This window comes from Serratia sp. TSA_7 (assembly GCF_052692135.1).
In genome coordinates, this window is the sequence record NZ_JBQZFU010000008.1 from 122,445 (window position 1) to 147,658 (window position 25,214).

The window sequence follows — 25,214 nt, forward strand, 5'->3', positions numbered from 1 at the left end:
TATCAACGCCCCGCTGAATATGGGCACAGCATGCTGCGCCCCTACAACCTACAAGTACGGATGCTTGCTGCATGCAAGCTAACCAGACACCCGTATTACGACTATAACAACCGTTGATAAAGCGACAGATAATCCTTTGCCGCAATCTGCCAGCCAAAATCCACGCTCATGGCGTGGCGCTGTACGTGACGCCAATGCTTTGGCCTGCTCCACAGCACCATGGCGCGCCGGATGGCGTTGCCCAGTGCGGCGGCATCACAATCATCAAACACAAATCCGCTGGCGGTGCCGTCGGCCAGATTCTCCAGCGCACAATCCACCACCGTGTCCGCCAGCCCGCCGGTGCGGCGCACCAAGGGCAGCGTGCCGTATTTCAAGCCGTAGAGTTGAGTCAGCCCGCAAGGTTCGAAACGGCTCGGCACCATGATCACATCGGCCCCACCGATAATCCGGTGCGAGAACGCCTCGTGATAACCAATCTGTACGCCAACCTGTTCCGGGTAATCAGCGGCAGCGGCCAGAAACGCCTGCTGCAACACCGCATCGCCGGCCCCTAACAGCGCCAGTTGGCCCCCCTGCTCGAGCAATGCCGGCAGCGCTTCCAATACCAGATCCAGACCTTTCTGGTTAGTCAGGCGGCTCACCACCGCAAACACCGGCAGCGACTCGTCTACCTTCAGGCCCATCGCTTTTTGCAGGTGCAGCTTGTTCTTGGTCTTGTTCTTCAAATCTTCGGCATCGTAGCGGGCGGTCAAGCGCGGATCGTGGGACGGATCCCAAATATTGTCGTCCACGCCGTTAAGAATGCCGCTCAACCGCCCCTGCCGCTGGCGTTCCTGCAACAACCCTTCCATGCCGCAACCGAACTCCGGCCGGGTGATTTCCCGCGCGTAGGTCGGGCTGACGGCGGTGATATGGTCGGCGTAATACAGCCCGGCTTTCAGGAACGACATCTGGCCGTAAAACTCCAGGCCGTAAAGGTTGTAAAACGAAGGCGGCAGCCACAGTTCAGCCACGTGATGGGCGGAGAACAGCCCCTGATAGGCCAGGTTGTGCACGGTGAAAATCGAACGCGCCGGGTGGCCGTTGGCCGCCAGATAGGCACAGGCCAGGCCGGCGTGCCAGTCATGGGCGTGCACTACCTGCGGCCGCCAGTAGCGGTCCAACCCCTTGGCCAACTCGCAGGCGATCCAGCCCAACAGGGCAAAACGCCGATGGTTGTCGGAATAGGCATTCATCGACTGGTCATGATAAGGGCTGCCCGGCCGGTCATACAGCCAGGGGGCGTCAATCAGGTAGATGCCCACGCCATGATAGGTACCGTAGCGCAGGCCGACCCGGCCGGCGAACGAATCGATTTCCGCCACCAGCACGGAGTCCGGTATACCATTACGCACGTCAGGAAAAGCGGGCAATAGCACCCGAACGTCGCCGCCCTCGGCAATTTGAGCCGCCGGTAATGCGCCAACCACGTCTGCGAGCCCCCCGGTTTTCAACAGAGGGAACATTTCAGAACATACGTGTAAAACCTGCATTATCACTCCTGAAGTCGGCAAAGAAGCAGGCTTGCCGCTGTTGTAAATTCCGCGTTTTGCAAGCCATCAGTCCATTCACAAGGCGGCGGTATCATCGTTCCGCCGACAACCTTAACTCACAACTTTGACAGCATTTCGCGCGTCACCAGCACAATGCCGCCTTCCGAACGATAAAAGCGTTTGCTGTCTTCATCGGCGTTTTCGCCAATCACCATGCCCTCGGGAATGTGGCAGGCGCGGTCAATGATGCAGCGCCGCAGGCGGCAGGAACGGCCGACGTTTACGTCCGGCAGCAATACGGTAGAGTCGATGGTACAGAACGAGTTCACCCGCACCCGCGGGAACAGCACCGAATGCACCACCACCGAACCTGAGACGATGCAGCCGCCGGACACCAGCGAATTCATGGTCATGCCGTGGCTGCCGGAACGGTCCTGCACGAACTTGGCCGGCGGCAGCGGCTCCATATGGGTGCGGATCGGCCAGGCGCGGTCATACATGTCCAGTTCCGGCGTCACCGAGGCCAGATCGAGGTTGGCGCGCCAGTAAGCTTCCAGCGTGCCTACGTCGCGCCAGTACGGCGGCAGATCGGGGTTGGAGGTGACGCAAGACAGCGTGAACGGGTGCGCCCACGCCGCTTTCTGAGCGGTGATTTTCGGGATCAGATCCTTGCCGAAATCGTGGGTGGAGCCGGGGGTCGACATATCCTCTTCCAGCAGTTGGAACAGATAGTCGGCGTTAAAGATGTAGATCCCCATGCTGGCCAGCGACATCTCCGGGTTACCCGGCATTGGCGGCGGATTGCTCGGTTTTTCCAGGAACTCGAGGATCAGATCGTTCTCATCGACTTCCATCACGCCGAATTCGCTGGCCTCATCGCGCGGCACCGGCAAGCAGGCGACCGTGCACTGCGCGCCCTTTTCGACGTGATCGATCAGCATGCGCGAGTAATCCATCTTGTAGATGTGATCGCCCGCCAGGATCACCACGTACTCGGCATCGTAGCGGCGGATGATGTCCAGGTTCTGGTACACCGCATCCGCCGTGCCCTTGTACCAATGCTCGGTACTGAGGCGTTGCTGGGCCGGCAGCAGATCGACAAATTCGTTCATCTCTTCATTGAGGAACGACCAGCCGCGCTGAATATGCTGCACCAGGGTATGGGACTGATATTGGGTGATCACGCCGATACGGCGGATGCCCGAGTTCAGGCAGTTCGACAGGGCAAAATCAATGATGCGGAACTTACCGCCAAAGTGGACGGCAGGCTTGGCACGGGTTGAGGTTAAATCTTTCAAGCGCGAACCGCGGCCGCCGGCCAGAATCAGAGCAACGGACTTAATCGGCAGTTGGCGCGCCAACATCAGGGGGTCTTTATTTTCAAACCTAACCATAGCTGACTCCTTTTATTATTTCTGTACCAGCACGCAAATCGAGTGCGCAGCCTGGTTCCAGGCGGGTAAAACCGCCCGCGATCCTTCCTGAGTAAAAGGGGCGACAACCTGCCAATCGCCCGCAGGCAACCTCATCTCCACCGGCTGCGGCGTGGCGTTAACCACCACCAGCCAGCGCTGCGACAAGCGGATCTGCAATTGCAAGTCTCCCTGCTCCCATTCTTGTGCCGCAGGCGGCAGCCCTTGCGCGTTCAGCCACTGCACGCTGCCGTCGCCCTCCTGCCACCAGCGGTCTTGCTGCAGGGCGGGGATCTGCCGGCGCAGGTGAATCAGCGCTGCGGTATAAGCGGTGAGCGAGTCATCCGCCTTGGCCCAGTCGAGCCAGGTGATGGCGTTGTCCTGACAATAGGCATTGTTGTTCCCCTGCTGGCTGTGTCCATGCTCATCGCCGGCCAGCAGCATCGGCGTCCCCTGGGACAGCAACAACGTGGCAAGCAGCGCCTGCCGGCTGGCCCTGCGGCGTTGCACAATGGCGTCGTCGGCAATCGGGCCTTCAACACCGTGGTTATAGCTGAAATTATGGTCGCTGCCGTCACGGTTGCCTTCACCGTTAAGCTGGTTGTGCTTGCGGTTAAAACTGACCAGATCCTGCAGGGTAAACCCGTCATGAGCGGTCAGCATGTTGATGCCGGCGTACGGCGCACGCCCGCGTTGGTTGAACAAATCGCTGGAACCGGCAAAGCGTTGGGCAAACTGGCCAAGCGGCAAATCGCCCTGCAGCCAAAAGCGACGCATATCATCCCGGTAATGGTCATTCCACTCGGCGAAGCGCCCCGGAAAAGCGCCCACCTGATAACCGCCGGGGCCAATGTCCCACGGCTCGGCGATCAGCTTGCAGCGCGACAGCAGATCGTCCGCCAGCATCGCCTGGAACAGCGGCGCATCGCGATCGAACGCCGGAGTGCGCCCCAGTACGCTACCCAAATCGAAGCGGAAACCGTCGACATGACATTCGCTCACCCAGAAACGCAGGCACTCCATCACCCAGGCCACACCCTGCGGTTTATCCAACCGCAGCGTGTTGCCGCAGCCAGTGTCGTTAACGTATTCCCCGTCGGGAGTCAGCCAGTAATACTCCGGGTTATCGATACCGCGCAGCGACAGCGTCGGCCCGTCCATGTCCAGCTCGGCGCTGTGGTTGAACACCACGTCGAGGATCACCTCGATACCGGCCTTGTGCAGCGCCTTCACCGCATCGCGAAATTCACGCAGCGGCGTCATGTCGGTGCGCAGGCTGCAATAACGGTTATCGGGCGCATAGGGCGCCAGCACGTTATATCCCCAGTAGTTAATCAGCCCGAGACGCTGCAGACGCGGCTCGGAGCTATGCTGCTGAACCGGCAGCAGTTCCAGCGCCGTGATGCCGAGGCGCTTGAAATGGGCGATCATCACCGGATGCCCGAGAGCTGCGAAACTGCCGCGCAGCACCGGCGGGATATCCGGGTGCAGCAGAGTGAGACCGCGCACGTGCGCTTCGTAAATCACCGTTTTGCCCCACGGCGTGGCCGGCGGGCGATCATCCTGCCAATCATAGGCTTCGTCGATGACCACGCACTTCGGCATCACTTCTGCGCTGTCCTGCGGGTCCGGCCGGTCGTAGCCGCCATGCAGTTCCAGATCGTCCGCCACCGGCCCCTCGACCGCGCGAGCGGCGGGATCCAGCAGCAGTTTGTTAGGGTTAAACCGCAGCCCCTGCGCGGGATCAAACGGGCCGTACACCCGGTAACCGTAGCGCTGGCCCGGTTTGCCGCCCGGCAGATAGCCATGCCAGATATCACCGCTGCGCGCCGGCAGCGGCAAACGCACCTCGCGCTGTTGCCCGTCGAACAGGCACAGCTCCACGCCGGTGGCGTGGGCGGAAAACAGGGTAAAGTTGATGCCGTTACCGTCATAATGCGCCCCGAGAGGCGCGGCGATGCCGGGCGTCAGCTCAGTCATTGCGCCTCCCGCAGCAGGTAGATCGTCGCCAGCGGCGGTACGGTCACGCTAATCGAATGCTCGCGGCCGTGGTTGCCGATCGGGTCCGACACCACGCGGCCCTGGTTACCGGTATTGCTGCCGTGATAATGGTGCGAGTCGGTATTAAGGATTTCCCGATACTCGCCGGGGCGGGAGATACCGATGCGGTAGTGGTGGCGCGGCACCGGGGTAAAGTTGCTGACGGCGATCAACTCGTTGCCCTGCGAGTCGTAACGGGCAAAGGCAAACACCGAGTTGTCGTGGTCGTCCACCACCAGCCATTCGAAGCCGTCCGGACGGTAGTCACGCTCATACAACGGCGCCTGCTGCTGATAGCAGTGGTTGAGATCGCGCACCAGCCGCTGCACGCCGTGATGCCAGCCGTCCAGGCCTTCCAGCAGATGCCAGTCGAGGCTGGTATCGAAATTCCATTCGCGCCCCTGGGCAAACTCGCAGCCCATAAACAGCAGTTTTTTGCCCGGATGCGCCCACATAAAACCGTAATAAGCACGCAGGTTGGCGAACTTCTGCCAGGCATCGCCGGGCATGCGGTCGAGAATCGATTTTTTGCCGTGCACCACTTCGTCATGGGAAATCGGCAGCACGAAGTTCTCGGTGTAGGCGTACAGCATGCCGAAGGTCATCTGATTGTGATGATATTTGCGGTGTACCGGATCGCACTGCATGTAGTCGAGCGTGTCGTGCATCCAGCCCAGGTTCCATTTGTAGTGGAACCCCAGCCCATTGGCGTCCGGCGGTAGCGTGACCCCCGGGTAATCGGTGGATTCCTCCGCCAGCGTCACTGCACCGGGCCGCTCCTTGCCGACGGTCTGGTTGGTGTAGCGCAGGAAGGCGATGGCCTCCAGGTTCTCGTTGCCGCCGTAATAATTCGGCACCCACTCGCCTTCGGCGCGGCTGTAATCGCGGTAGATCATCGAGGCCACGGCATCGACGCGCAGAGCGTCGATACCGTAACGTTCCATCCAGTAAAGGGCATTGCCCGCCAGGTAGTTGCGTACCTCATTGCGGCCATAGTTGTAGATCAGCGTGTTCCAGTCCTGATGGAAGCCTTCGCGCGGGTCGGCGTATTCATACAGCGCGGTGCCGTCGAAATTCGCCAAACCGTAGGCGTCACTGGGGAAATGCCCCGGCACCCAGTCCAGGATCACATTGATGCCGGCCCGGTGCGCCGCCGCCACAAAGGCTTTGAAATCGGCCGGCGTGCCGAAACGCCGGGTCGGGGCGTAGAGCCCCAACGGCTGATAACCCCAACTGCCGTCGAAGGGGTGCTCGTTAATCGGCAACAGCTCGATATGGGTGAATCCCATGTCTTTGACGTAATCGATCAACTGCACCGCCAGCTCGCCGTAGCTGAGCCAGAAATTGTCGTCGGTGTGGCGCCGCCACGACCCCAGATGCACTTCGTAGATGGAGATCGGCCGATCAAAATCGTTGGCGCGTTGGCGTTCCGGGGTATTTTCCACCACCTCCGGCAACGGCGTCACCAGGGAAGCCGTATCCGGTCGCATCTGCGCTTCAAAGGCGTAAGGATCGGCTTTCAGTTGGGTGTTGCCATAGCAATCGATGATTTCGTATTTGTACAGCTGCCCGGCTTTCACCCCGGGCAGGAACAGCTCCCAGATACCGTTTTCACGGCGCAGACGCATGGGATGGCGGCGACCGTCCCAGAAGTTGAACTCTCCCACCACCGAAACGCGCTGAGCATTGGGCGCCCAGACGGCAAAGCTGACGCCTTCTACCTCGTCAAGCGTAGCGAGATGCGCCCCCAGCCGCTCATACGGCCGCAGGTGGGTCCCCTCCGCCAGCAGCCAGCCGTCGATATCCTGCAACAAGGTGCCAAAACGGTAGGGATCGTCGACGATCTGCCGGTGGTTTTGCCAGCGGACCTCCAGTTGATAACGGAAGGGGTTTTTCCGGCGCGGGACGGTAGCGCTGAAAAAGCCACGGGCATCGTCGCAGGCCAACTGCACCACCCGCTTGCCGGTTTGCTGCTCCAGCAACCAGACTTCGCTGGCATCAGGCAGCAGCGCACGGACCTGCAGGCCATTATCGACCGCATGCATACCCAGCAGGGAGAAAGGATCGGCAAAATTGCCGGAGAAAAGCTGATCAATCACGTCACGATCGGGAAGTACAGGCATAGACTTCTTCCTTAGATTAAGAGCATGATTTATAAGAGGCTGCGTCTACCCATCACCGTCCAGATCGCCGTCTTGCAGGCCGCGAGTTGACATCCATTGGGTAAATGATTAATCCATAGCCGTTTTGGTTATCATGCAATTCATTCGGTATCTAAAGCGTGATTGCGGTCGGTTATTGATCAATCTTCAGCTTGCCGACCTGAATTTCCGCTCTTTATGCTTATTTTTAGTCATCTTTTCAGCGTTGGTGAAAATGTATTCGCCAACGCTTTAAGCATAGCCAATGTCTGTCAAAAACAGTGCCGTATTAGCATGGAAAATCATTCATTAAGAAAACTGCCAGCCCGCAGCGCCGTTGCGCTACTGCCTGCCGGGAGGAAGGCCGGTTATCGGTACGAACATCTCCCCTGGCAGCAACTTCGTCCATAGCGTGCCAAGACAGAGTGAAAAGCGGAAAATAAGGCTTTGGGGGGCTGAAAGAAGCCAGCCCCCGGGAAGTTCAGTTCAGGTTTACAGCAGGATGCGCAGCATACGGCGCAGCGGCTCTGCCGCGCCCCACAGCAGTTGGTCACCCACGGTGAACGCGGACAGGTATTCCGGCCCCATATTCAGCTTGCGCAAGCGACCGACTGGCGTGTTCAGCGTCCCGGTAACCGCAGCCGGCGTCAACTCACGCATGGTCAGCTCACGGTCGTTCGGGATCACCCGCACCCAGTCATTGTGGGTCGCCAGCATCTGTTCGATTTCCGGCAGCGAAACGTCTTTTTTCAGCTTCAGGGTGAACGCCTGGCTATGGCAACGCAGCGCGCCAACGCGCACGCACAAACCGTCAACCGGGATCACGCTGGAGGTGTTCAGAATCTTGTTGGTTTCCGCCTGGCCTTTCCACTCTTCGCGGCTCTGGCCGTTATCGAGCTGTTTGTCGATCCACGGGATCAGGCTGCCGGCCAGCGGCACACCGAAGTTATCGGTCGGCAGTTTGCCGCTGCGGGTAGCCGCAGTGACTTTGCGTTCGATATCCAAAATGGCCGAAGCCGGGTCCTGCAGCTCTTTCGCCACGTCGGCATGCAGCATGCCCATTTGGGTCAGCAGTTCGCGCATGTGGCGCGCGCCGCCGCCGGAGGCCGCTTGATAGGTGGAGACGGAAGCCCACTCCACCAGATCGTTGGCGAACAGGCCGCCAAGCGACATCAGCATCAGGCTGACGGTGCAGTTACCGCCAACAAAGGTCTTGATGCCTTTGTCCAGACCCTGCTGAATCACCGCATGGTTGACCGGATCCAGGATGATAATCGCGTCATCCCCCATGCGCAGAGAAGATGCCGCGTCAATCCAGTACCCTTGCCAGCCGATTTCACGCAGCTTAGGGTAGATTTCATTGGTATAATCGCCGCCCTGGCAGGTAATAATAATGTCGAGCGCGCTCAGCGCGTCAACATCGTAAGCATCTTGCAGCGTGCCCTGCTGGCCGCCGAATGCCGGCGCCGCAGAACCGTGCTGCGAAGTGGAGAAAAAGACCGGGCGAATGGCGTCGAAATCGCGCTCTTCCGTCATGCGCTGCATGAGTACGGAGCCGACCATTCCGCGCCAACCGATGAAACCAACGTTTTTCATAATAACTGTCCTACCTTGGAGGATGACTGCTTAGAGTTGTGTGCAATATCTCTCCACCTTACAAAATGTCAGCGCAGGCGCAAAGTGAATTTATTCGATGGGTGAGCGATTCTCAGCAATCCTTCTTATATACCCGCAGTCTTTCAAGCCGCAGCTTTGTTATCAATGCTTGAAAGCCCTCGGGGATGGCCTGTGCACCGTCGGGACGGACGGCGTGTTTTTTTAATTCTGAGGTAATAATGACAGAGATGATTTCAGTCACGGTATTGCTGTTTTTAATCATGGATCCGCTGGGCAACCTGCCGATTTTCATGTCGGTGCTCAAGCACCTGGAACCGCGCCGCCGGCGGATGGTGTTGATTCGTGAGCTGTTGATCGCCCTGCTGTTGATGCTGATTTTCCTGTTTGCCGGCGAGAAAATTCTGGCGTTCCTCAACCTGCGTACCGAGACCGTGTCCATTTCCGGCGGGATTATCCTGTTCCTGATCGCCATCAAGATGATTTTCCCCTCGCAGGAAGGCAACAGCAGCGGGCTTTCCGCCGGTGAAGAGCCTTTCCTGGTGCCGCTGGCGATCCCGTTGGTGGCAGGGCCTTCGATTTTGGCGGCACTGATGCTGCTCTCGCACCAGTATCCGAACCAGATTTCGCATCTGGTGGTGGCGCTGCTGATTGCCTGGGGTATTTCCGCTGCGATATTGCTGATGTCGAACCTGTTCCTGCGCCTGCTGGGCAGCAAAGGGGTCAGCGCGCTGGAAAGGCTGATGGGGTTGATTCTGGTGATGTTGTCGACCCAAATGTTCCTGGACGGCGTGCGGGCTTACATGAAACTGTAGTGAACATACTGGCGCCTGGCGGCGCCGGTATCATGACGCAGCCGGTTATTGCGGGGCTGCGACGCTGCGAATATAAGCCAAAGTATCGGCGATCACGCCATCCAACGGCTGGTTGATGTCAATCGCCCGCACGTCCTGCTCCTGCGCACCCGGTTCTTCAAGCGTCGCGAACTGAGAAACCAGCATCTGCGGCTTGAAGAAATGCCCCTTGCGCTGTTTCAAACGCTCTTCAATCACCGCCTTATCCCCTTTCAGATAGATAAAATGCAGGTTGCTGTTACCCTCGCGCAGCCGGTCGCGGTAGCTTTTTTTCAGCGCCGAACACACCAGCAGCGACACGTCATTGGTGCGCTGCATAGCGAAAATGGCGTCGTTCAGTGCCGTCAGCCACGGGGCGCGATCGTTGTCGTCCAGCGCGTGCCCGGACGCCATTTTGTTGATATTGGCGCGCGGGTGCAGGTAGTCGCCGTCCAGCATCGCGGCATGGGCCTGGTGGGCAACGTCGCTGGCGACGGCGGATTTACCGCTGCCTGAAACGCCCATCAAAATAAATACGTGGTGTTGCGGATTGCTCATAATCTCATGCCCTTATGGGGACTCACGCAGGTTTGTGCGGTGGATTGCACCGCTCAATGCGCCCCAAACTCAAAATGATGCCCGGTGCCGCGCAGGGCACCCGATAGCCTCAGGATATCCTATGAATTTCAAGCTGCCGCCAGGCGGCCGCAGCTTGAAAGGTAACCGCTAAATTATACGACCGTCGCCAGCAGCAGGCAGCCTACCAGGCCGCAAACCGAGATGATGGTTTCCAGCACCGACCAGGATTTGAGGGTTTCCATAATGCTCAGGTTGAAATACTCCTTGAACAGCCAGAACCCCGGATCGTTGACGTGAGAGAAAATCACGCTGCCCGAACCGACCGCGATCACCATCAGCTCCGGGCTGACGCCGGTAGTGGCAATCAGCGGGGCGACGATGCCGCCGGCGGTGATCGCCGCCACGGTGGCGGAACCCAGCGCCAGACGCAGCGCGGCGGCAATGGACCACGCCATCAGAATAGGCGAGACGTTGCTGCCTTCCATCAGACCGGCTATGTATTTCTCTACGCCACTGTCGACCAGCACCTGCTTGAACGCGCCGCCGCCGCCGATGATCAACAGCATCATGGCGATAATTTTGATCGAGTCGGTGATGGTGCCCATCACTTCATCCATGGTGCGGCCACGGTTAAGACCAAAGGTGAAGATAGCGATCAGCACCGCAATCAGCGTCGCCATCACCGGATCGCCGAAGAACTCGGCAAAGCGCAGCAATGTATGGCCCTTCGGCAGCACCATTTCGGCCACTGCACGCAATGCCATCAGGATCACCGGCACCAGAGAAGTGGCAACGCTGATGCCAAAACTTGGCATTTCTTCTTCGGTGAAGATTTTCGGGTTATACAGGCCTTCCGGCACCGGCTTGTCGATGCCTTTCAGGAAGCGGGCGTAGACCGGGCCGGCCAGGATCACCGTCGGGATGGCCAGCAACGTGCCATACAGCAGGGTTTTCCCCATGTCGGCATGGAAGATGGTGGCGATCGCCGTTGGGCCAGGGTGCGGCGGCAGGAAACCGTGGGTCACCGACAGCGCAGCCGCCATCGGTACGCCAACGTACAGCAGCGGAACGCGGGCGGAGGCGGCGATGCTGAATACCAGCGGCAGCAGCAGCACGAAGCCGACCTCATAGAACAGCGCGAAACCGACGGTAAAACCGGTCAGCACCACCGCCCATTGAATGTGTTTTTTGCCGAACTTGTCGATCAGCGTAGTGGCGATGCGCTGAGCGCCGCCACAGTCCGCCAGCAACTTGCCGAGCATGGCGCCAAAGCCCATGATCAACGCCAGGCTGCCCAGCGTACCGCCAACGCCGGCCTTGATGGAGCCGATCACTTTATCTACCGGCATGCCCTGTGCGATACCCACCGCCAGTGCGACTAAAACCAGAGAGATAAAGCCGTTCAGCTTAAAGCGAATCATCAGCAGCAGCAGCAACGCCACGCCGCCTGCAACAATCACTAATGGCATAATTTTTCTCCAACCCTTTTATCGCGACTCTCTTTACCCTAGACCGTAAAGCGTGCGCTTGTTGTATTTTCAGGCTCTTCCCCGGTGTCAGAAGGCGAGCTGTAGGTGGTACTGAGTCAAAGGTTCTGTCCCTGCTTGCAGGGGGCGATTTACTCGCCCCGCTCCGTGCGGCCGCAGCGTGCTGCGCCCCTAGGCGGTCACTGACCTCATTGTTACCGGTATCATGATACCGGTAACAACATGAGTGACGGAATCGGGTAAACGACTAAAATTCGCGTTCTGGGATAGAGATCAAACTTACGGCGGTAACGAGCGGCAAGCGCACAGGCAGGAGGTGAAACGCGCCGAACGGCGCGGATTCAAAATGCGGTTAGTTGAAAACGATCAAATACTGCCACCGGGGATCACGGTAAAACCCACGTCTACCATGCGCGGACAGACGGTTTCACCCCGCAACCGCGCCAGCAGACGCTCGGCGCCGATTTGCCCCATCCTTTCACGCGGCGTCAGCACGCTCGCCAGTTTCGGCACCATCACCTGACCGATATCGTGGCCGTGGAAACCGGCAATCGCCATCTGATCGGGGATCGACAACCCCTGACGCTGGCACTCAAAGGTGGCGCCAATCGCCAGGTCATCGTTGGTGCAGAAGATACTGTCAATTTGCGGATAGTCGCGCTGCGCCTGACGCAGCAGTTCGCCGCCGGCGGAATAGGACGACGAACGCGCGGTCATGACGCTGTACGGCTCCAGACCGGACTCGCGCATTGCCTGCTCATAGCCCTGCTGTTTGATAATGGTGCGCTCATCCTGACGTGCGCCGAAATACACCACGTGACGGTGGCCGCGAGCGATGATTTGCTGGGTCATCTGGCGCGCGGCTTCGAAGTTATTGAAGCCCACCGCCAGATCGATGCACGGCGACACGCAGTCCATCAGCTCCACCACCGGGATGCCCGCCACCTCGATCATCTTCAGGGTTCGCGGAGTATGGTGGCGTTCGGACAGGATCAGGCCGTCGATATTGTAAGACAGCAGCGAGGTCAGGCGCTGCTCTTCACGCTCCGGCAAATAGCCGTAGTGCGCCAGCATGGTCTGGTAATTGTGCGCATCGGTTACGCTCTCGATACCGCGCAAGACTTCGGCAAACACCTGGTTGGTCAACGACGGCAGCAGTACGCCAATGGCGCGGCTGGTCGAGTTGGAAAGGATATCCGGCGCACGGTTGGGAATGTAGCCCAGCTCATCCAGCGCGACGGCAATTTTTTGCTGCAAGGCGACAGAAACCTGATCGGGATTACGCAGATAACGGCTCACCGTCATCTTGGTCACGCCAACCTTGTCTGCAACATCCTGAAGTACCGGCCGTTTTTTCTTCATTATCAATGAACTGGCTAACCGTGAAAGGGCGTTCATTTTAGCAAAAAAAAACCGGGGCCGATATTGTTGGTTGCCGGATGGCCGAATGCAAAAAGGGCTCACCGCGTGAGCCCTTGATATTTACCGCTTAATCACAATTTACCGCTTAATCATACCGGCGGCAGATCGAACAACAGGATTTCACTGTCTTCATCCGCCTGAATCGACAATTCGGCTTCATCCCACACCGCGAAAGCATCGCTGGTGCCGGCCTGTTGACCGTTGATCACCACTTTGCCGCGTACTACCTGGATCCAAACGCGGCGCTGGGCCTCGATCTGATACGCCGACTGCTCGTCTTTGTTCAGCGCCCAGCGTGACAAAGTCATATCCTGGAACACCTTCAGCGAACCCTCGCGCGCATCCGGCGACAGCACTAACTGGCGGCCCTGCGGCGCATCGAACATACGTTGCTCATAACGCGGCTCCAGCCCGACCTGATCAGGAATAATCCAAATCTGGTACAGATGCAGCGGACGATCCTTATTGCCGTTGTATTCCGAGTGGCGCACCCCGGTGCCCGCACTCATGATCTGGAACTCGCCGGCTTGAATCTGCTCTTTGTTGCCCATGCTGTCCTGATGCTCTACCGTGCCGCTCAGCACGTAGGTCAGGATTTCCATGTCTTTATGCGGATGAGTGCCAAAACCCTGCCCCGCGTCGATCACGTCTTCGTTGATCACCCGCAGCGCCGAGAACCCCATAAAATCGGCATCGTAGTAGTTGGCAAATGAGAAGGTATGCCAGCTATCCAGCCAACCGTGATTGGCATGACCGCGATCTTCTGCTTTACGTAGATAAATCATATTCAACTCTCCTCAATGTTTTTTTACAGTCTAGTCCCGGCAGCAGAATAAGAAAGCGTAAAAAACTCATCCCTCTGTTCAAAAAATTAGATGGAGTGGCGAAGCTATTTTCAGCGGAGTTGTTGAAGGCGTGAAGGGGGTAAAAACAGGCAAAAAAAAAGCCAGCACCCGAGCTGGCTAAGTAACACTGGAAGCAATGTGAGCAATGTCGTGCCTTCGCAGGAAGAGTATCAAAAAGGCGATGCTCTCCCCGGAACGCATCGCAATAATAATCATTATCATTCGCACCTGTAAAGCGTTATTTTTCCCCATCCGGAATAATATTGACTCGTCCGGATAAACGGATAAATTCAAAGGTTATTCAACCGGTAAGCAACAGGAGTAGCGTAATGAGTGAAATCGTAGTTCGTCACGTAGAAGCGGCAGATGCACAAGCCTTACATCAGCTTTACTCTCAACCGCAGGTCTATCGTGACACGCTACAGCTCCCGCTACCCTCAACCGAGCTATGGCACAAGCGCCTCGCCAACCTTAGCCCCGGCACCCACAACCTGGTGGCCTGTATCGACGGGCAGATCGTCGGCCAGTTGAGCGTAATGCTGGACCAGCATGTACGCCGTCGCCATGTGGCGACCTTCGGCATTGGCGTGGATACGCGCTACCACGGCAAAGGCGTCGGCAGCAGCCTGATGAAGGCGATGATCGATCTCTGCGACAATTGGGCAGCCATCGAACGCATCGAACTGACGGTGTTTACCGACAATCAGGCCGCCATTGCGCTCTACCGCAAGTTCGGCTTTGAAATTGAAGGTACCAGCCGCGCTTATGCCATGCGCGATGGCGAGTTGGTAGATTCTCATCATATGGCGCGCTTTCGCAGCGAGCAGCGGAAAAAAGCGCATCATGAGTGATACTGAAAATGAATCAGGGCCGGTTAACCGGCCCTTAAACGTCAGCCGCCGCGCTTTTGTGCAGACGCTGGCCTGCGTAACGGGTGCCATCGGCATCCTTTCTCCCACCACCTTTTTAGGGGCCGCCATGCCAACCTCTCCCGCCGTGCGGACCGGCGCCCGCAATCTGATTACCGACGTGCCCGGCCTGAAGGTCGGCATCGCCCAGAGCAGCCAGGTACGCACCGGCACCACGGTTATCCTGCCGGATAGCCCGGCGATCGCCGCCGTCGACGTGCGCGGCGGCGGCCCGGCCACCCGTGAAACCGACGCGCTGGGGGAGGATAACCTGGTGCAAACCGTCGATGCGCTGGTACTGAGCGGTGGCTCGGTATACGGGCTGGCGGCGGCGGACGGCGTCGCGGCCTGGCTGGGGCAACAAGGCCGCGGCTATGCCCTGCGGCCGGCTCCCGGCGTGCCGGTGTCCCCTATCGTACCTACCGCCTGCCTGTATGATCTGAACAACGCGGGCGATAAAAACTGGCAGCTTGACCCGCCTTACCGCCAACTGGGGATAGAAGCGGCCGGCAAAGCGGGCCACGACTTCCCGCTCGGCACCGTGGGGGCAGGCTATGGCGCCATGACCGGCATGGGCAAGCTGAAGGGCGGCCTCGGCTCGGCTTCCATCGTGGCGGCTAACGGCGCTACCGTCGGCGCGCTGGTGGCGGTCAACAGTCTGGGTTCGGTGGTCGCGCCAGGCAGCCGTGCCTTCTGGGCCACGCCTTATGAAATCAACGGCGAATTTGGCAACGGCGGCGCGGCGGCGCTGGCGCAGTTGCATGGCCAGGGCGAAGACTGGATGCCCACCGAGCCGACAGGCGGCAGAAAAAACACCACCCTGGCCTGCATCGCCACCGATCTGGCGCTGACCCGGGTGGAGTTGAAACGCGTGGCGATCATGGCGCAAGACGGCATGGCGCGCGCCATTCGCCCATTGCACAGCCCGTTCGACGGCGACGTGGTGTTTGCCTTGTCCACCGGCAAGCGCGAGGTTCAGGGCAGCCGCGAGCTGGCGGTGCTGCAAATTGGCGCGTTGGCGGCAGACACGCTGGCGCGGGCGATCGCCCGTGGCGTCTACGCCGCCACCCCATGGCCCGGCAGCCAAGTCACCACCTGGAAAACCCTCGCCTGATCCTGCCCAATAAAAAGGGGCGCTCTGATGACTCAGGCGCCCCTGGCAAATCCCGGCTCGATTAAATGCCGGCGGTCTCCTTGATATAACGGCGCGCCTTCACCGCATATTCAAACGGGTTGGCCAGCGCCGGATCCTGTTCGGCCTCCACCACCATCCAGCCCTTGTAGCCCCGCTCATCCAGCAGTTTAAACACCGGACGGAAGTCGATCACACCATCACCCGGCACGGTGAAAGTGCCCTTCTTCACGCCGTCGAGGAAGCTCAGCTTATTGGCCTTCACTTCCGCCACCACCTCGTCACGCACGTCTTTCAAATGCACATGGTTAATGCGCAGCAGATACTTTTCCAGTATCGCCATCATCGCCTGCTGGCTGCCTTCCGAGTAGTAAGCGTGGCCGGTATCAAACAGCAGATAGACGTCGTCATTCACCATGCTCATGTAGCGGTCAATCTCTGCGGTAGTCTGGATGCCGGTGCCCATGTGGTGGTGCAGACAAACCTGCATCCCCTTGTCGGCGGCAATTTTCGCCAGCTCATTGTAGCCATCGGCCACCCGCTGCCACTCTTCGTCGCTGAAATACGGCTTCTCTTCGAACACCCCTTTGGTGGTGCCCTGGATGCTCTTGCTCTGCTCGGAACAGCCGATCACCCTGGCACCCATCGCATGCAGGAAATTCATATGGTTGATAAATTCATCGATGGTTTTTTCTTTCTGGCCGTCGGCAAAAAAGGTACTGAACCAGGCGTTGCAGATCTGGATACCGCGAATATCCAGCATCGGCTTCAATACCGCCGGATCGCGCGGGTACTTGCTCCCGACTTCGCTGCCGGTGAAACCGGCCAGCGCCATTTCACTGACGCACTGCTGGAAAGTGTTCTCTTTGCCCAGTTCGGGCATATCGTCATTGGTCCAGCCGATCGGCGCGATGGCCAGTTTCACGTTGTCTTTGTTCATGTTCAGCCTCAATAATCGGATGCGCGCCAACGGAATTGGCCGACGCGCCGAAAAGGTTATTTGCCCAGCAGCTCTTTCTCGATGCGCTCTCTGGTCGCCACTGCCTGGCTTTTCATTTTTTCCGGGTAGCCGAACAGCGAAGTGCAGATGATCGATTCGCCACCGACCTTAAAGTTGCGGTTGGCGAACTCCATATCGCGCAGGGTCTGGAACAGGGCGTCGAAATCCACCTCGCCTTCGCCAATCCCCACGTGCTGGTGCACGGCAGCGTCCACCCCCGGCGGGTTGACGATATAGCGGCAGTGTTTGGTGTGGTTCATGGTGTCGGCGATCAACACGTGGGAAAGATCGTCGCCGGCATACTTCAGCATGCCGGCCACGTCACCCTGGCCTTTGTCGTAATAGAAACTGTGCGGCACGCTGTAGAGGTACTTGACGTGGTCGCTGCGCAGCGATTTCACCATGTCGGCGGTTTCGTTGCTCAGTTCGCAGAAATCCCACGGATGAGACTGGATTTCCATGCGAATGCCTTCGCGCTCAATGATCGGCAGCAGCTCTTCCATTGAGCGATACCAAAGCTCCTCGCAAATTTCCGGCTCATTAGGGTTGCCGGCCAGCTCGGTGTTGATCACCTGCACGCCCATTTCCACCGCAATCTCTATCATCCGGCGCCAATTTTTGACCGCCGCCTGGCGGCGATCCTCGCCCGGGCCGGACCAGCGGTACACCACAATAAACGAGGATATCTCCACGCCGGTCGCTTTCAGCGCGTTCTTGTATTCCGCCATCACCTCGCGGCCGGCTTTCGGATGCTTATAGAACGGATTGATCTGCGGGTGCGGCGACTGTTCGATATACCGATAGCCCCAGTCCGCTACCTGCTGAACCATTTTGGTGATGCCCAGGTCCCTGATGACATCAACATCAAAAGCGATCTTCATGGTCATTCCTCTTAAACGTGGGTACGGCGGTCAGCCCATTAGTGGTTGTAGAATGCCGGGCGCGGCGGCAGGGCCACCGGCACAATCTCGCCGCTGAGCTGCGCGGCCACACAGGCATCGGCAGTCACAGAGGCCGCATAGCCGTCCCAGGCGGAAGGCCCGGTCAGTTTCCCGGCCAGCACGTCGTTGATAAAGCCTTGCAGCTCAACGTCATAAGCGTCGATAAAGCGGTCTTTCCAGTCGGTCAGGATCTCGGTAGAGAGCTTGGCGCCGCTGCGCATCTGCACCGACGAAGGCTCCGGCAGTTTGGCGATGCCGGTTTCCCCCACCACTTCACACTGGATGTCATAGCCGTACTGGCAGTTAACGAAGATTTCGACGTCAATGCGCGTGCCCTTGGCGGTTTCAAACAGCACAATCTGCGGATCTTTCAGGTGCGGGAACGCCTTGGGGCTTTTACGCGGGAATACCACCTGCACCGAGACATAGTCGTCATCCAGCAGCCAGCGCAGCACGTCGATCTCGTGAATCAAGGTGTCGGTAATCGCCATATCGGTGGTATAGGCCTCTCCGACGGTCGGGTTGCGGTGTGCGCAGTGCAGCATCAGCGGCTCGCCGATCTGGCCGCTGGTCAGCACCTGTTTCAACGCGCGGTAGCCGCGATCGTAAGGGCGCATAAAGCCCACCTGCACCAGGCGTTTGCCGTGCTTCGCTTCGGCTTCGACGATGTTTTTACAGCCCTGTGCGGTGACCGCCAGCGGCTTCTCGCAGAACACCGGCTTGCCGGCTGCGATGGCCGCCAGCACAAATTCTTCGTGGCTCGGGCCCCAGGAGGTGACCAGCACCGCCTGCACGTCCGCCGCCTTGATCAGGTCGTGGCCGTTGTCATACACCTTCGCGTCCAGCTTCAGATCGCTCACAACCTTGGCGGCGTTGTCGCGATTGATGTCGTTGACCGCCACGATGCGGCTGCCCTGCAACACTTTGCTGCAACGGCGAATATGATCCCGACCGATTGCGCCGGTGCCAATAACCCCAATGTTCAATGTCATCTTCGTTATCCTCTTCAAATAGTTGCGGCAGACGCCAGGTCTGGGTAATCAGTAATCGCGGGCCTTATCGATGTTTTCCTGCAGCTTGCGGGCCACGGCGACAATTTTTTCGCTGTCGGCAACCTGGGCGCCGCCCACGCGCCACCAACTGAGATACTTGTGCACCATGGTTTTTGGCAGCACTTTGATGTCCAGCAGGGTGGAGACTTTCTGCAGGCGGGCATCGGCCAGCGCGTCGATCAGTTGTTGTTCGGTGGTGACGCTGTAGGTTTTGCAGCCGTAGGCCGCCGCCAGCATGGCAAAATTGACCGGCACAAAGTTGCCGTCGAGTTTGCCGCCCTGCGGGTTGCGGAAGCGGAATTCGGTGGTGTAGCTGTCCATACCGTGTTCCATCTGCAGGTTGTTGATACAGCCGTTGGTCATGTTGTCGAACAGCACCACGTTGATTTTGCAGCCTTCCTGGATCGAGGTGACCAGTTCGGAATGCAGCATCATAAAGGCGCCGTCGCCGACCATCGCATACACCTCGCGCTGCGGTTCGGCCAGCTTGACCCCCAACGCCGCGTTCACCTCGTAGCCCATGCACGAATAGCCGTATTCCACGTGATAACCGTGCTCGCCGTGGTTGTGCCACACGCGCTGCAAATCGCCCGGCAGGCTGCCGGCGGCGGCGACGATCACGCTGTCCTGCGGCAGGTGCTGATTCAACACGCCCAGCACCCGGCTTTGGGTCAGCAACGAGTCGGTTTGTTCGATAAATTCGGCGAAGACACGGTCGCGATCGAGATGATCGTCAATTTCCGGCACAAAGCCTTCGCCGCTGTATTCCACCGCATAAACGCGGGCGGTTTCCTGCTGCTGCGCGCTGCGCGCCTCGGCAATGGCATCGCCCCAGCCGGCACGGTAATCGGATTGCGCCAGCAGGGCGCTCAAGGCGACCAGCGCCGCACGGGCATCGGCCAGCACCTGTACGCCGTCGAGTTTGCCGGCGTCAAAGCCGCTGACGTTAATATTGAGGAAATCGACATCCGAATGCTGGAACAGCCATTTTGACGACGTGGTGAAGTCGGTGTAACGGGTGCCTACGCCAATCACCAGGTCGGCCTGTTTGGCCAGCGTATTGGCCGCCAGACAGCCGGTTTCGCCGATACCGCCCAGGTTAAACGGATGGCTGGAAGGCACGGTGCCTTTACCGGCCTGAGTTTCCACAAACGGAATGTGGAAACGTTCGGCAAACTCGCGCAGCGCCTGCCCGGCCTGCGAATATTTCACCCCGCCGCCGCACACCAGCAGCGGTTTGCGTTTGGCGGTCAACAGCGCCAGCGCATCCGCCAGCATGCCTTCGGTCGCCGGGCGGCGATCGAGCCGATGTACGCGCTTTTGGAAAAAATAGTCCGGGTAGTCATAGGCTTCGCCCTGCACGTCCTGCGGCAGGCAGAGCGTGACCGCGCCGGTTTCCGCCGGATCGGTCAGCACGCGCATCGCGTTGATGCAGGCGCTCATCAGCTGTTCCGGCCGCACGATGCGATCCCAGTATTTGCTGACCGCGCGGAAAGCGTCATTGGTGCTGATGCTGAGATCGTAGGACTGTTCGATCTGCTGCAACACCGGGTCCGGCTGGCGCGATGCATAGACGTCACCCGGCAGCAGCAATAAAGGAATGCGGTTGGCGGTGGCGGTCGCGGCGGCGGTGATCATATTGGCGGCACCGGGGCCGACGGAAGAGGTGCAGGCGTAAATCTGCTGACGCAGTTTCTGCTTGGCGAAACCGGTCGCCGCATGGGCCATGCCCTGCTCATTGCGCCCCTGGTGCACCACCAATTCGCCGCTGTCTTGTTCCAGCGCCTGCCCCAGGCCGAGGACGTTGCCGTGACCGAAAATCGCAAAGATGCCCTTGACGAATTTGGTTTCCACGCCGTCGACCAGCAGATACTGGTTGTCGAGGAACCTGACGAGCGCCTGTGCCATGGTTAATCTGATCTTGCCCATTTCTCCACCCTCTACATTATGCCTATGGCTTTCCAGCGGTGCCGCTCACTAAACCGACAACGTGAAACGTGAAGCGATTATAAACAAATATATTTTCCATAAAATCACATTACAGAAGAAACATTTCATTTTGCGATAAAGATCGCATAATGATGAAAACCCCATTTCATCCATGCCTTTAGAATTCACCGACTTAGCTGCCCTTTCCCGCCGGCGCGGCCCCATTCCAACAGCGTCAAACCCGCCTGTGCACCCGGTGCCATCGGCCTGTGACGCGCAAGCATCAACCCCCGTTGCAGCAAGTTTTCCTCTCAGGCAGGGCGCGGTTTTTGCCCCCTGCATCCCCGCTTTCATCACGCTTTTAAATGCATCACATTTTTGGGGTGTAAATTTCATTCAATCTTGAAATTGAAATTTTTATTCCTCATACTCCAAAATATGCTTCGCAGTCGGGGTTTGGCTTAATACAGAAGGAAACGGGTATGGCTACACAAGAAAAACAACTTGATGTCATTTGTCTCGGGCGTATCGCCGTCGATTTCTATGCACAACAGATCGGCGCACGCCTGGAAGATGCCAGCACATTCTCCAAGTATCTCGGCGGCTCTTCCGGCAACGTAGCCTACGGCACCGCCATTCAGGGGTTGAAGTCCGGCATGCTGGCCCGCGTCGGCGATGAGCATATGGGCCGCTTCCTGCGCGAAGAGCTGCAACGCGTCGGCGCCGACACCCGGAGCCTGATCGTCGACCCAGAGCGCCTGACCGGCCTGGTGATCCTCGGTATCAAGGATCAGGAAACCTTCCCGCTGATTTTCTACCGTGAAAACTGCGCCGACATGGCGCTGACGCCGGACGATATCGACGAATCCTATATTGCGTCGTCACGCGCGCTGGCCATTACCGGCACCCATTTGTCGCACCCGAACACCCGCGCTGCGGTGCTGAAGGCGCTGGAGTACGCCCGCCGCCACGGCCTGCGCACCGCGCTGGATATCGACTACCGCCCGGTATTGTGGGGCCTGACCTCGTTGGGCGACGGTGAAACCCGCTTTGTCGAATCCGAGAAGGTGACCCGCGAACTGCAAGAAGTGCTGCACCACTTTGATTTAATCGTCGGTACCGAAGAAGAGTTTCACATTGCCGGCGGCAGCACCGACACGCTGACCGCGCTGAGCAATGTACGCAAAGCCACCCAGGCCACGCTGGTCTGCAAACGCGGCGCGCAGGGCTGCTCGGTCTTCGAAGGCGAGATCGCCGCCGACTGGCAGCAGGTCAAACTGCATTCCGGCGTAAGGGTCGAGGTACTGAACGTGCTGGGCGCCGGCGATGCCTTTATGTCCGGCCTGCTGCGCGGTTACCTGAACGATGAAGGCTGGGATCAGGCCTGCCGCTATGCCAACGCCTGCGGTGCGCTGGTGGTTTCGCGCCACGGTTGCGCACCGGCGATGCCCACCAAACTGGAGCTGGATGACTATTTGCAACGCGAACGGGAAGTGAAACGCCCGGACCGCGACCCGCGGCTCAACCATCTGCATCGGGTAACGACCCGCAAAAAACAGTGGCCGGAACTGTGCGTGTTCGCCTTCGATCACCGCAAGCAACTGGCGGATATGGCGCGCGAAGCCAACGTCAGTGAAGAACGTATCCCCCAATTGAAAACCCTGCTGCTGGCGGCGGCGCAACGGGCCGCAGAAGATGCCGGGCTGCAGGGCAACAGCGGCATTCTGGCCGACACCACTTACGGCCAGGCGGCGCTGAACGAAATCACCGGCCAGGGCTGGTGGATTGGCCGGCCGGTCGAGCTGCCCAGCTCGCGCCCGCTGCGGCTGGAACACGGCAATATCGGCTCGCAACTGATCGACTGGCCGCAGGAACACGTAGTGAAATGCCTAGTGTTTTACCATCCGCATGACGCCGCCGAACTGCGCCGCGAACAGGATGAACTGATCGGCGACGTCTATCGCGGCTGCTGTAAATCGGGCCACGAGCTGCTGCTCGAGGTGATTTTGCCGGAAAGCAACGCCGACAAAGACGAGCGCTACTATCTGGACATGCTGCAACATTTCTACCGGTTGGGCGTGAAGCCGGACTGGTGGAAACTGCCGCCGCTGAGTGCCGAGAACTGGCGGCAGGTCGGCGCGTTGATCGAGGCTAACGATCCCTTCTGCCGTGGCGTATTGATCCTGGGGCTGGATTCCCCGGAGGAAACGCTGAAGGCCGGCTTCGCCGCCGCTGCCGATGCGCCTTGGGTGAAAGGCTTTGCCGTTGGCCGCACCATTTTCGGCCAGCCCTCACGCCGCTGGTTGCAGGGCGAACTGGATGACGCCGGCTTAATCGAACAGGTGAAACAAAAATACCTGACGCTGATCGGTTTCTGGCGCCAATATCGCCCCGGCCACGACGCAAATTAATCGACAAAGGCTCCCCTTACAGCGATTTTCGCCGCTTTAAGGGGATTTTTTTGCCGATTTTCTGTGAAGTAACGCAACTTGCAATCGAATAAATCGCTTTTAGATGAAATGAAATTTCCGCTCCATCTGTTAGAATGGCCTGTCAACAACTCAGGCGTCAGGCCGATACGCCTTAGCCCCCACTGCGAGCCGAATGGATGAACAACCCAACTCAACTTTCGCTGTTACAGGACGAGATTCGCCACCGTTATGAAACGCTAAGCAAGCGCTTGAAACAGGTGGCGCGTTACATTTTGGATAACAGTAACAGCATTGCTTTCGATACCGTTGCCTCCATTGCCGCCCAGGCCAGCGTCCCGCCTTCCACGCTGATCCGCTTCGCCAACGCGTTTGGCTTTAGCGGTTTCAACGAAATGAAACAGGTTTTTCGCCAGCACCTGATGGAAGAAACGGTCAACTACACCGAACGCGCCCGCCTGTTTCGCCAGACCTCGACAGACGGCAACGTCGCACCGGAGAAACCGGCGGAAATTCTCAACGTGTTCACCATGGTCAACGCTCAGGCGCTGCAACAGTTGGCGATGCAAACCAGCTCAGAGCAGTTGGACCGTGCCGTTGAACTGCTGAACAACGCCGAGAACATCTACGTGATTGGCCTGCGCCGTTCTTTCAGCGTCGCCTCCTACCTTACCTATGCGTTGCGCCACCTTGAACGCCGGGCGTTCCTGATCGACGGGTTGGGCGGCATGTTCACCGAGCAATTGAGCATGGTGAAACCCAAAGACGTGGTGATTGCCATCAGCTACTCGCCGTATGCGCAAGAAGCGCTGGAGCTGGTGGAACTGGGTGCCAAACGCGGCGCGCAACAGATCGCCATCACCGACAGCCAGGTCAGCCCGCTGGCCGCCTTCAGCGACGTGTGCTTTGTGGTGCGCGAAGCGCAGGTGGACGGTTTCCGCTCGCAGGTCGCCTCAATGTGTCTGGCGCAAACCCTGGCGGTATCCTTGGCGCTGAATAATGCCAAAGACGAATAACGCTGAATAACATCAGGCCCGGCATGCCGGGCCTGATAACGCTTATTTCGCCGCCGGATAGCCGTCGCTGTTAATCCAGGCGTGGTCTTTTTCCCAGGTGAATTTCCACAGCCGCACCGGCCCGGCCATCACGTTGAGATAGTAGCTGTCGTAACCGGCCAGCGTCGCCACCGGGTGGTAACCGCGGGGCACTTTGACCACGTCACGGTTATACACCGGCATGCACTCATCGAGTTCGCGATCGTCGGTATAGACTCGCTGCAGGCAAAAGCCCTGTTCAGGTTGAATGCGGTGATAGTAGGTTTCTTCCAGATAGGTTTCATCCGGCGAATCCTCCTGGTCGTGCTTGTGGCTGGGGTATGAACTGGTATTGCCTTCATCGGTGTACACCTCCACCACCAGCAGGCTGTCGGCGGGTTCGCTGTCCGGCAGAATGTTGTGCACCAAACGCTGATTGCGCCCCTTGCCGCGCCGCTCGACGCCCACATCCGCCGGCGTAATCAGGCGCGACGGCAGATGCCCTTTGCCCGGTGCGCTGCACACCGCCAGCTCCAAATCGCTTTCCGCCCGCACGTTAATCTTGTCGTGATGCGGCACGTAGACCGCATAAGGCGGCGTGCGCTCAAACGGGCTCATGCGTTTGCCGATATGCGGATATTCCGCCCGCAGGGTGGCGACGGAGGCAATGCCGGCGACCAGCACCAGGCACAGCTCTTTATCGCCGCTTTCCAATTGCAGCGTCTGGCCGGCTGCGAGGCGATAGACATCGAACCCGACAAAGCGCCAGTCGGCATTCTCTGGGGTGACGTGCTGGATGCGCCCCTCGGCGTTCGGCTGCTGACATTTGGCGAGCAATGAAGACATGATTATTCTCCTGTTAACCTATAGCGTTACAAATG

At 58.8% G+C, this 25,214-nt stretch carries 20 protein-coding genes; 5 read left to right on the forward strand and 15 right to left on the reverse strand.

Annotated elements, in window-relative coordinates; translation table 11 throughout:
* Positions 1-101 precede the first annotated feature (101 nt).
* The 5 genes from glgA to asd form a co-directional block, all read right to left on the reverse strand.
* Entirely contained in the window at positions 102-1,535 is a 1,434-nt protein-coding gene (gene glgA, locus ACUTQW_RS20935) for a glycogen synthase GlgA (protein WP_037433786.1), read from the reverse strand.
* Positions 1,536-1,651: 116 nt separating this feature from the next.
* Positions 1,652-2,929 carry a glucose-1-phosphate adenylyltransferase gene (gene glgC / locus ACUTQW_RS20940; protein WP_004951423.1) on the reverse strand — a complete coding sequence of 426 codons (1,278 nt, stop codon included), beginning with the start codon at positions 2,927-2,929 and terminating at the stop codon, positions 1,652-1,654.
* Between the two features lie 15 nt (positions 2,930-2,944).
* Positions 2,945-4,927 (reverse strand): glycogen debranching protein GlgX, encoded by a 1,983-nt coding sequence (glgX, locus tag ACUTQW_RS20945; protein WP_020439939.1) that lies wholly within the window; start codon positions 4,925-4,927, stop codon positions 2,945-2,947.
* Positions 4,924-7,110, reverse strand: coding sequence for a 1,4-alpha-glucan branching enzyme (gene glgB / locus ACUTQW_RS20950; RefSeq protein ID WP_020439940.1), 2,187 nt, complete (start codon positions 7,108-7,110; stop codon positions 4,924-4,926). The genes glgX and glgB overlap by 4 nt, the downstream gene beginning before the upstream one ends.
* Positions 7,111-7,620: 510 nt before the next feature.
* The gene (asd, locus tag ACUTQW_RS20955; protein WP_004951431.1) at positions 7,621-8,724 is read right to left on the reverse strand and encodes an aspartate-semialdehyde dehydrogenase; all 1,104 of its coding nucleotides are present in this window, start codon (positions 8,722-8,724) and stop codon (positions 7,621-7,623) included.
* A gap of 239 nt (positions 8,725-8,963) precedes the next feature.
* Here asd and ACUTQW_RS20960 point away from each other — a divergent pair, with 239 nt between their 5' ends.
* Positions 8,964-9,557 carry a YhgN family NAAT transporter gene (locus ACUTQW_RS20960; protein WP_004951434.1) on the forward strand — a complete coding sequence of 198 codons (594 nt, stop codon included), beginning with the start codon at positions 8,964-8,966 and terminating at the stop codon, positions 9,555-9,557.
* Between the two features lie 45 nt (positions 9,558-9,602).
* On the opposite strand, the gene gntK is transcribed toward ACUTQW_RS20960, so the two are convergent.
* From gntK to ACUTQW_RS20980, 4 genes are all read right to left on the reverse strand, one after another.
* A complete protein-coding gene (gene gntK, locus ACUTQW_RS20965; protein ID WP_013814871.1) occupies positions 9,603-10,133 on the reverse strand; it encodes a gluconokinase in 531 nt (176 codons plus the stop codon).
* 173 nt (positions 10,134-10,306) lie between these two features.
* Positions 10,307-11,623: a gluconate transporter gene (gene gntT, locus ACUTQW_RS20970; protein WP_004951440.1), complete on the reverse strand. Its 1,317-nt coding sequence runs from the start codon at positions 11,621-11,623 to the stop codon at positions 10,307-10,309.
* A gap of 384 nt (positions 11,624-12,007) precedes the next feature.
* Positions 12,008-13,003, reverse strand: a complete 996-nt coding sequence (gntR, locus tag ACUTQW_RS20975; protein WP_006328604.1) for a gluconate operon transcriptional repressor GntR — start codon at positions 13,001-13,003, stop codon at positions 12,008-12,010.
* A 149-nt stretch (positions 13,004-13,152) separates the two neighbouring features.
* Complete coding sequence (locus ACUTQW_RS20980) at positions 13,153-13,848, reverse strand: pirin family protein (RefSeq protein WP_006328605.1); 696 nt, start codon at positions 13,846-13,848, stop codon at positions 13,153-13,155.
* Between the two features lie 389 nt (positions 13,849-14,237).
* On the opposite strand from ACUTQW_RS20980, the gene ACUTQW_RS20985 reads away from it, so the two are divergent.
* Both ACUTQW_RS20985 and ACUTQW_RS20990 read left to right on the forward strand, forming a co-directional pair.
* Positions 14,238-14,759, forward strand: coding sequence for a GNAT family N-acetyltransferase (locus ACUTQW_RS20985; RefSeq protein WP_006328607.1), 522 nt, complete (start codon positions 14,238-14,240; stop codon positions 14,757-14,759).
* Positions 14,752-15,930: a P1 family peptidase gene (locus ACUTQW_RS20990; protein WP_006328608.1), complete on the forward strand. Its 1,179-nt coding sequence runs from the start codon at positions 14,752-14,754 to the stop codon at positions 15,928-15,930. Before ACUTQW_RS20985 ends, ACUTQW_RS20990 begins: the two co-directional genes overlap by 8 nt.
* A gap of 61 nt (positions 15,931-15,991) precedes the next feature.
* Here ACUTQW_RS20990 and iolE read toward each other — a convergent pair whose 3' ends face one another.
* The 5 genes from iolE to ACUTQW_RS21015 are packed head-to-tail and all read right to left on the reverse strand — an operon-like array spanning position 15,992 to position 21,266.
* A complete protein-coding gene (gene iolE / locus ACUTQW_RS20995; protein ID WP_235196006.1) occupies positions 15,992-16,888 on the reverse strand; it encodes a myo-inosose-2 dehydratase in 897 nt (298 codons plus the stop codon).
* A 56-nt stretch (positions 16,889-16,944) separates the two neighbouring features.
* Complete coding sequence (locus ACUTQW_RS21000; RefSeq protein WP_004951456.1) at positions 16,945-17,829, reverse strand: sugar phosphate isomerase/epimerase family protein; 885 nt, start codon at positions 17,827-17,829, stop codon at positions 16,945-16,947.
* Positions 17,830-17,867: 38 nt separating this feature from the next.
* On the reverse strand, positions 17,868-18,881 hold the full coding sequence (locus ACUTQW_RS21005; RefSeq protein WP_006328610.1) for a Gfo/Idh/MocA family protein: 1,014 nt from the start codon (positions 18,879-18,881) through the stop codon (positions 17,868-17,870).
* Between the two features lie 48 nt (positions 18,882-18,929).
* On the reverse strand, positions 18,930-20,870 hold the full coding sequence (gene iolD, locus ACUTQW_RS21010) for a 3D-(3,5/4)-trihydroxycyclohexane-1,2-dione acylhydrolase (decyclizing) (RefSeq protein ID WP_004951460.1): 1,941 nt from the start codon (positions 20,868-20,870) through the stop codon (positions 18,930-18,932).
* A gap of 48 nt (positions 20,871-20,918) precedes the next feature.
* Positions 20,919-21,266 (reverse strand): hypothetical protein, encoded by a 348-nt coding sequence (locus ACUTQW_RS21015; RefSeq protein WP_020439941.1) that lies wholly within the window; start codon positions 21,264-21,266, stop codon positions 20,919-20,921.
* 86 nt (positions 21,267-21,352) lie between these two features.
* Between ACUTQW_RS21015 and ACUTQW_RS21020 the strand changes: the two genes are divergently transcribed.
* Positions 21,353-23,281 carry a bifunctional 5-dehydro-2-deoxygluconokinase/5-dehydro-2-deoxyphosphogluconate aldolase gene (locus ACUTQW_RS21020; RefSeq protein WP_004951462.1) on the forward strand — a complete coding sequence of 643 codons (1,929 nt, stop codon included), beginning with the start codon at positions 21,353-21,355 and terminating at the stop codon, positions 23,279-23,281.
* A 197-nt stretch (positions 23,282-23,478) separates the two neighbouring features.
* Positions 23,479-24,315 (forward strand): MurR/RpiR family transcriptional regulator, encoded by an 837-nt coding sequence (locus tag ACUTQW_RS21025; protein ID WP_004951463.1) that lies wholly within the window; start codon positions 23,479-23,481, stop codon positions 24,313-24,315.
* 42 nt (positions 24,316-24,357) lie between these two features.
* Here ACUTQW_RS21025 and iolB read toward each other — a convergent pair whose 3' ends face one another.
* Complete coding sequence (iolB, locus tag ACUTQW_RS21030) at positions 24,358-25,179, reverse strand: 5-deoxy-glucuronate isomerase (RefSeq protein ID WP_006328613.1); 822 nt, start codon at positions 25,177-25,179, stop codon at positions 24,358-24,360.
* Positions 25,180-25,214: the final 35 nt, after the last annotated feature.

Excerpts from the sequence above, each read along its gene's own strand:
- glgA (WP_037433786.1), bottom strand. The coding sequence starts at position 1,535 with ATGCAGGTTTTACACGTATGTTCTGAAATGTTCCCTCTGTTGAAAACC.
- glgC (WP_004951423.1), bottom strand. The coding sequence starts at position 2,929 with ATGGTTAGGTTTGAAAATAAAGACCCCCTGATGTTGGCGCGCCAACTG.
- glgX (WP_020439939.1), bottom strand. The coding sequence starts at position 4,927 with ATGACTGAGCTGACGCCCGGCATCGCCGCGCCTCTCGGGGCGCATTAT.
- glgB (WP_020439940.1), bottom strand. The coding sequence starts at position 7,110 with ATGCCTGTACTTCCCGATCGTGACGTGATTGATCAGCTTTTCTCCGGC.
- asd (WP_004951431.1), bottom strand. The coding sequence starts at position 8,724 with ATGAAAAACGTTGGTTTCATCGGTTGGCGCGGAATGGTCGGCTCCGTA.
- ACUTQW_RS20960 (WP_004951434.1), top strand. The coding sequence starts at position 8,964 with ATGACAGAGATGATTTCAGTCACGGTATTGCTGTTTTTAATCATGGAT.
- gntK (WP_013814871.1), bottom strand. The coding sequence starts at position 10,133 with ATGAGCAATCCGCAACACCACGTATTTATTTTGATGGGCGTTTCAGGC.
- gntT (WP_004951440.1), bottom strand. The coding sequence starts at position 11,623 with ATGCCATTAGTGATTGTTGCAGGCGGCGTGGCGTTGCTGCTGCTGCTG.
- gntR (WP_006328604.1), bottom strand. The coding sequence starts at position 13,003 with ATGAAGAAAAAACGGCCGGTACTTCAGGATGTTGCAGACAAGGTTGGC.
- ACUTQW_RS20980 (WP_006328605.1), bottom strand. The coding sequence starts at position 13,848 with ATGATTTATCTACGTAAAGCAGAAGATCGCGGTCATGCCAATCACGGT.
- ACUTQW_RS20985 (WP_006328607.1), top strand. The coding sequence starts at position 14,238 with ATGAGTGAAATCGTAGTTCGTCACGTAGAAGCGGCAGATGCACAAGCC.
- ACUTQW_RS20990 (WP_006328608.1), top strand. The coding sequence starts at position 14,752 with ATGAGTGATACTGAAAATGAATCAGGGCCGGTTAACCGGCCCTTAAAC.
- iolE (WP_235196006.1), bottom strand. The coding sequence starts at position 16,888 with ATGAACAAAGACAACGTGAAACTGGCCATCGCGCCGATCGGCTGGACC.
- ACUTQW_RS21000 (WP_004951456.1), bottom strand. The coding sequence starts at position 17,829 with ATGAAGATCGCTTTTGATGTTGATGTCATCAGGGACCTGGGCATCACC.
- ACUTQW_RS21005 (WP_006328610.1), bottom strand. The coding sequence starts at position 18,881 with ATGACATTGAACATTGGGGTTATTGGCACCGGCGCAATCGGTCGGGAT.
- iolD (WP_004951460.1), bottom strand. The coding sequence starts at position 20,870 with ATGGGCAAGATCAGATTAACCATGGCACAGGCGCTCGTCAGGTTCCTC.
- ACUTQW_RS21015 (WP_020439941.1), bottom strand. The coding sequence starts at position 21,266 with ATGAAATTTACACCCCAAAAATGTGATGCATTTAAAAGCGTGATGAAA.
- ACUTQW_RS21020 (WP_004951462.1), top strand. The coding sequence starts at position 21,353 with ATGGCTACACAAGAAAAACAACTTGATGTCATTTGTCTCGGGCGTATC.
- ACUTQW_RS21025 (WP_004951463.1), top strand. The coding sequence starts at position 23,479 with ATGAACAACCCAACTCAACTTTCGCTGTTACAGGACGAGATTCGCCAC.
- iolB (WP_006328613.1), bottom strand. The coding sequence starts at position 25,179 with ATGTCTTCATTGCTCGCCAAATGTCAGCAGCCGAACGCCGAGGGGCGC.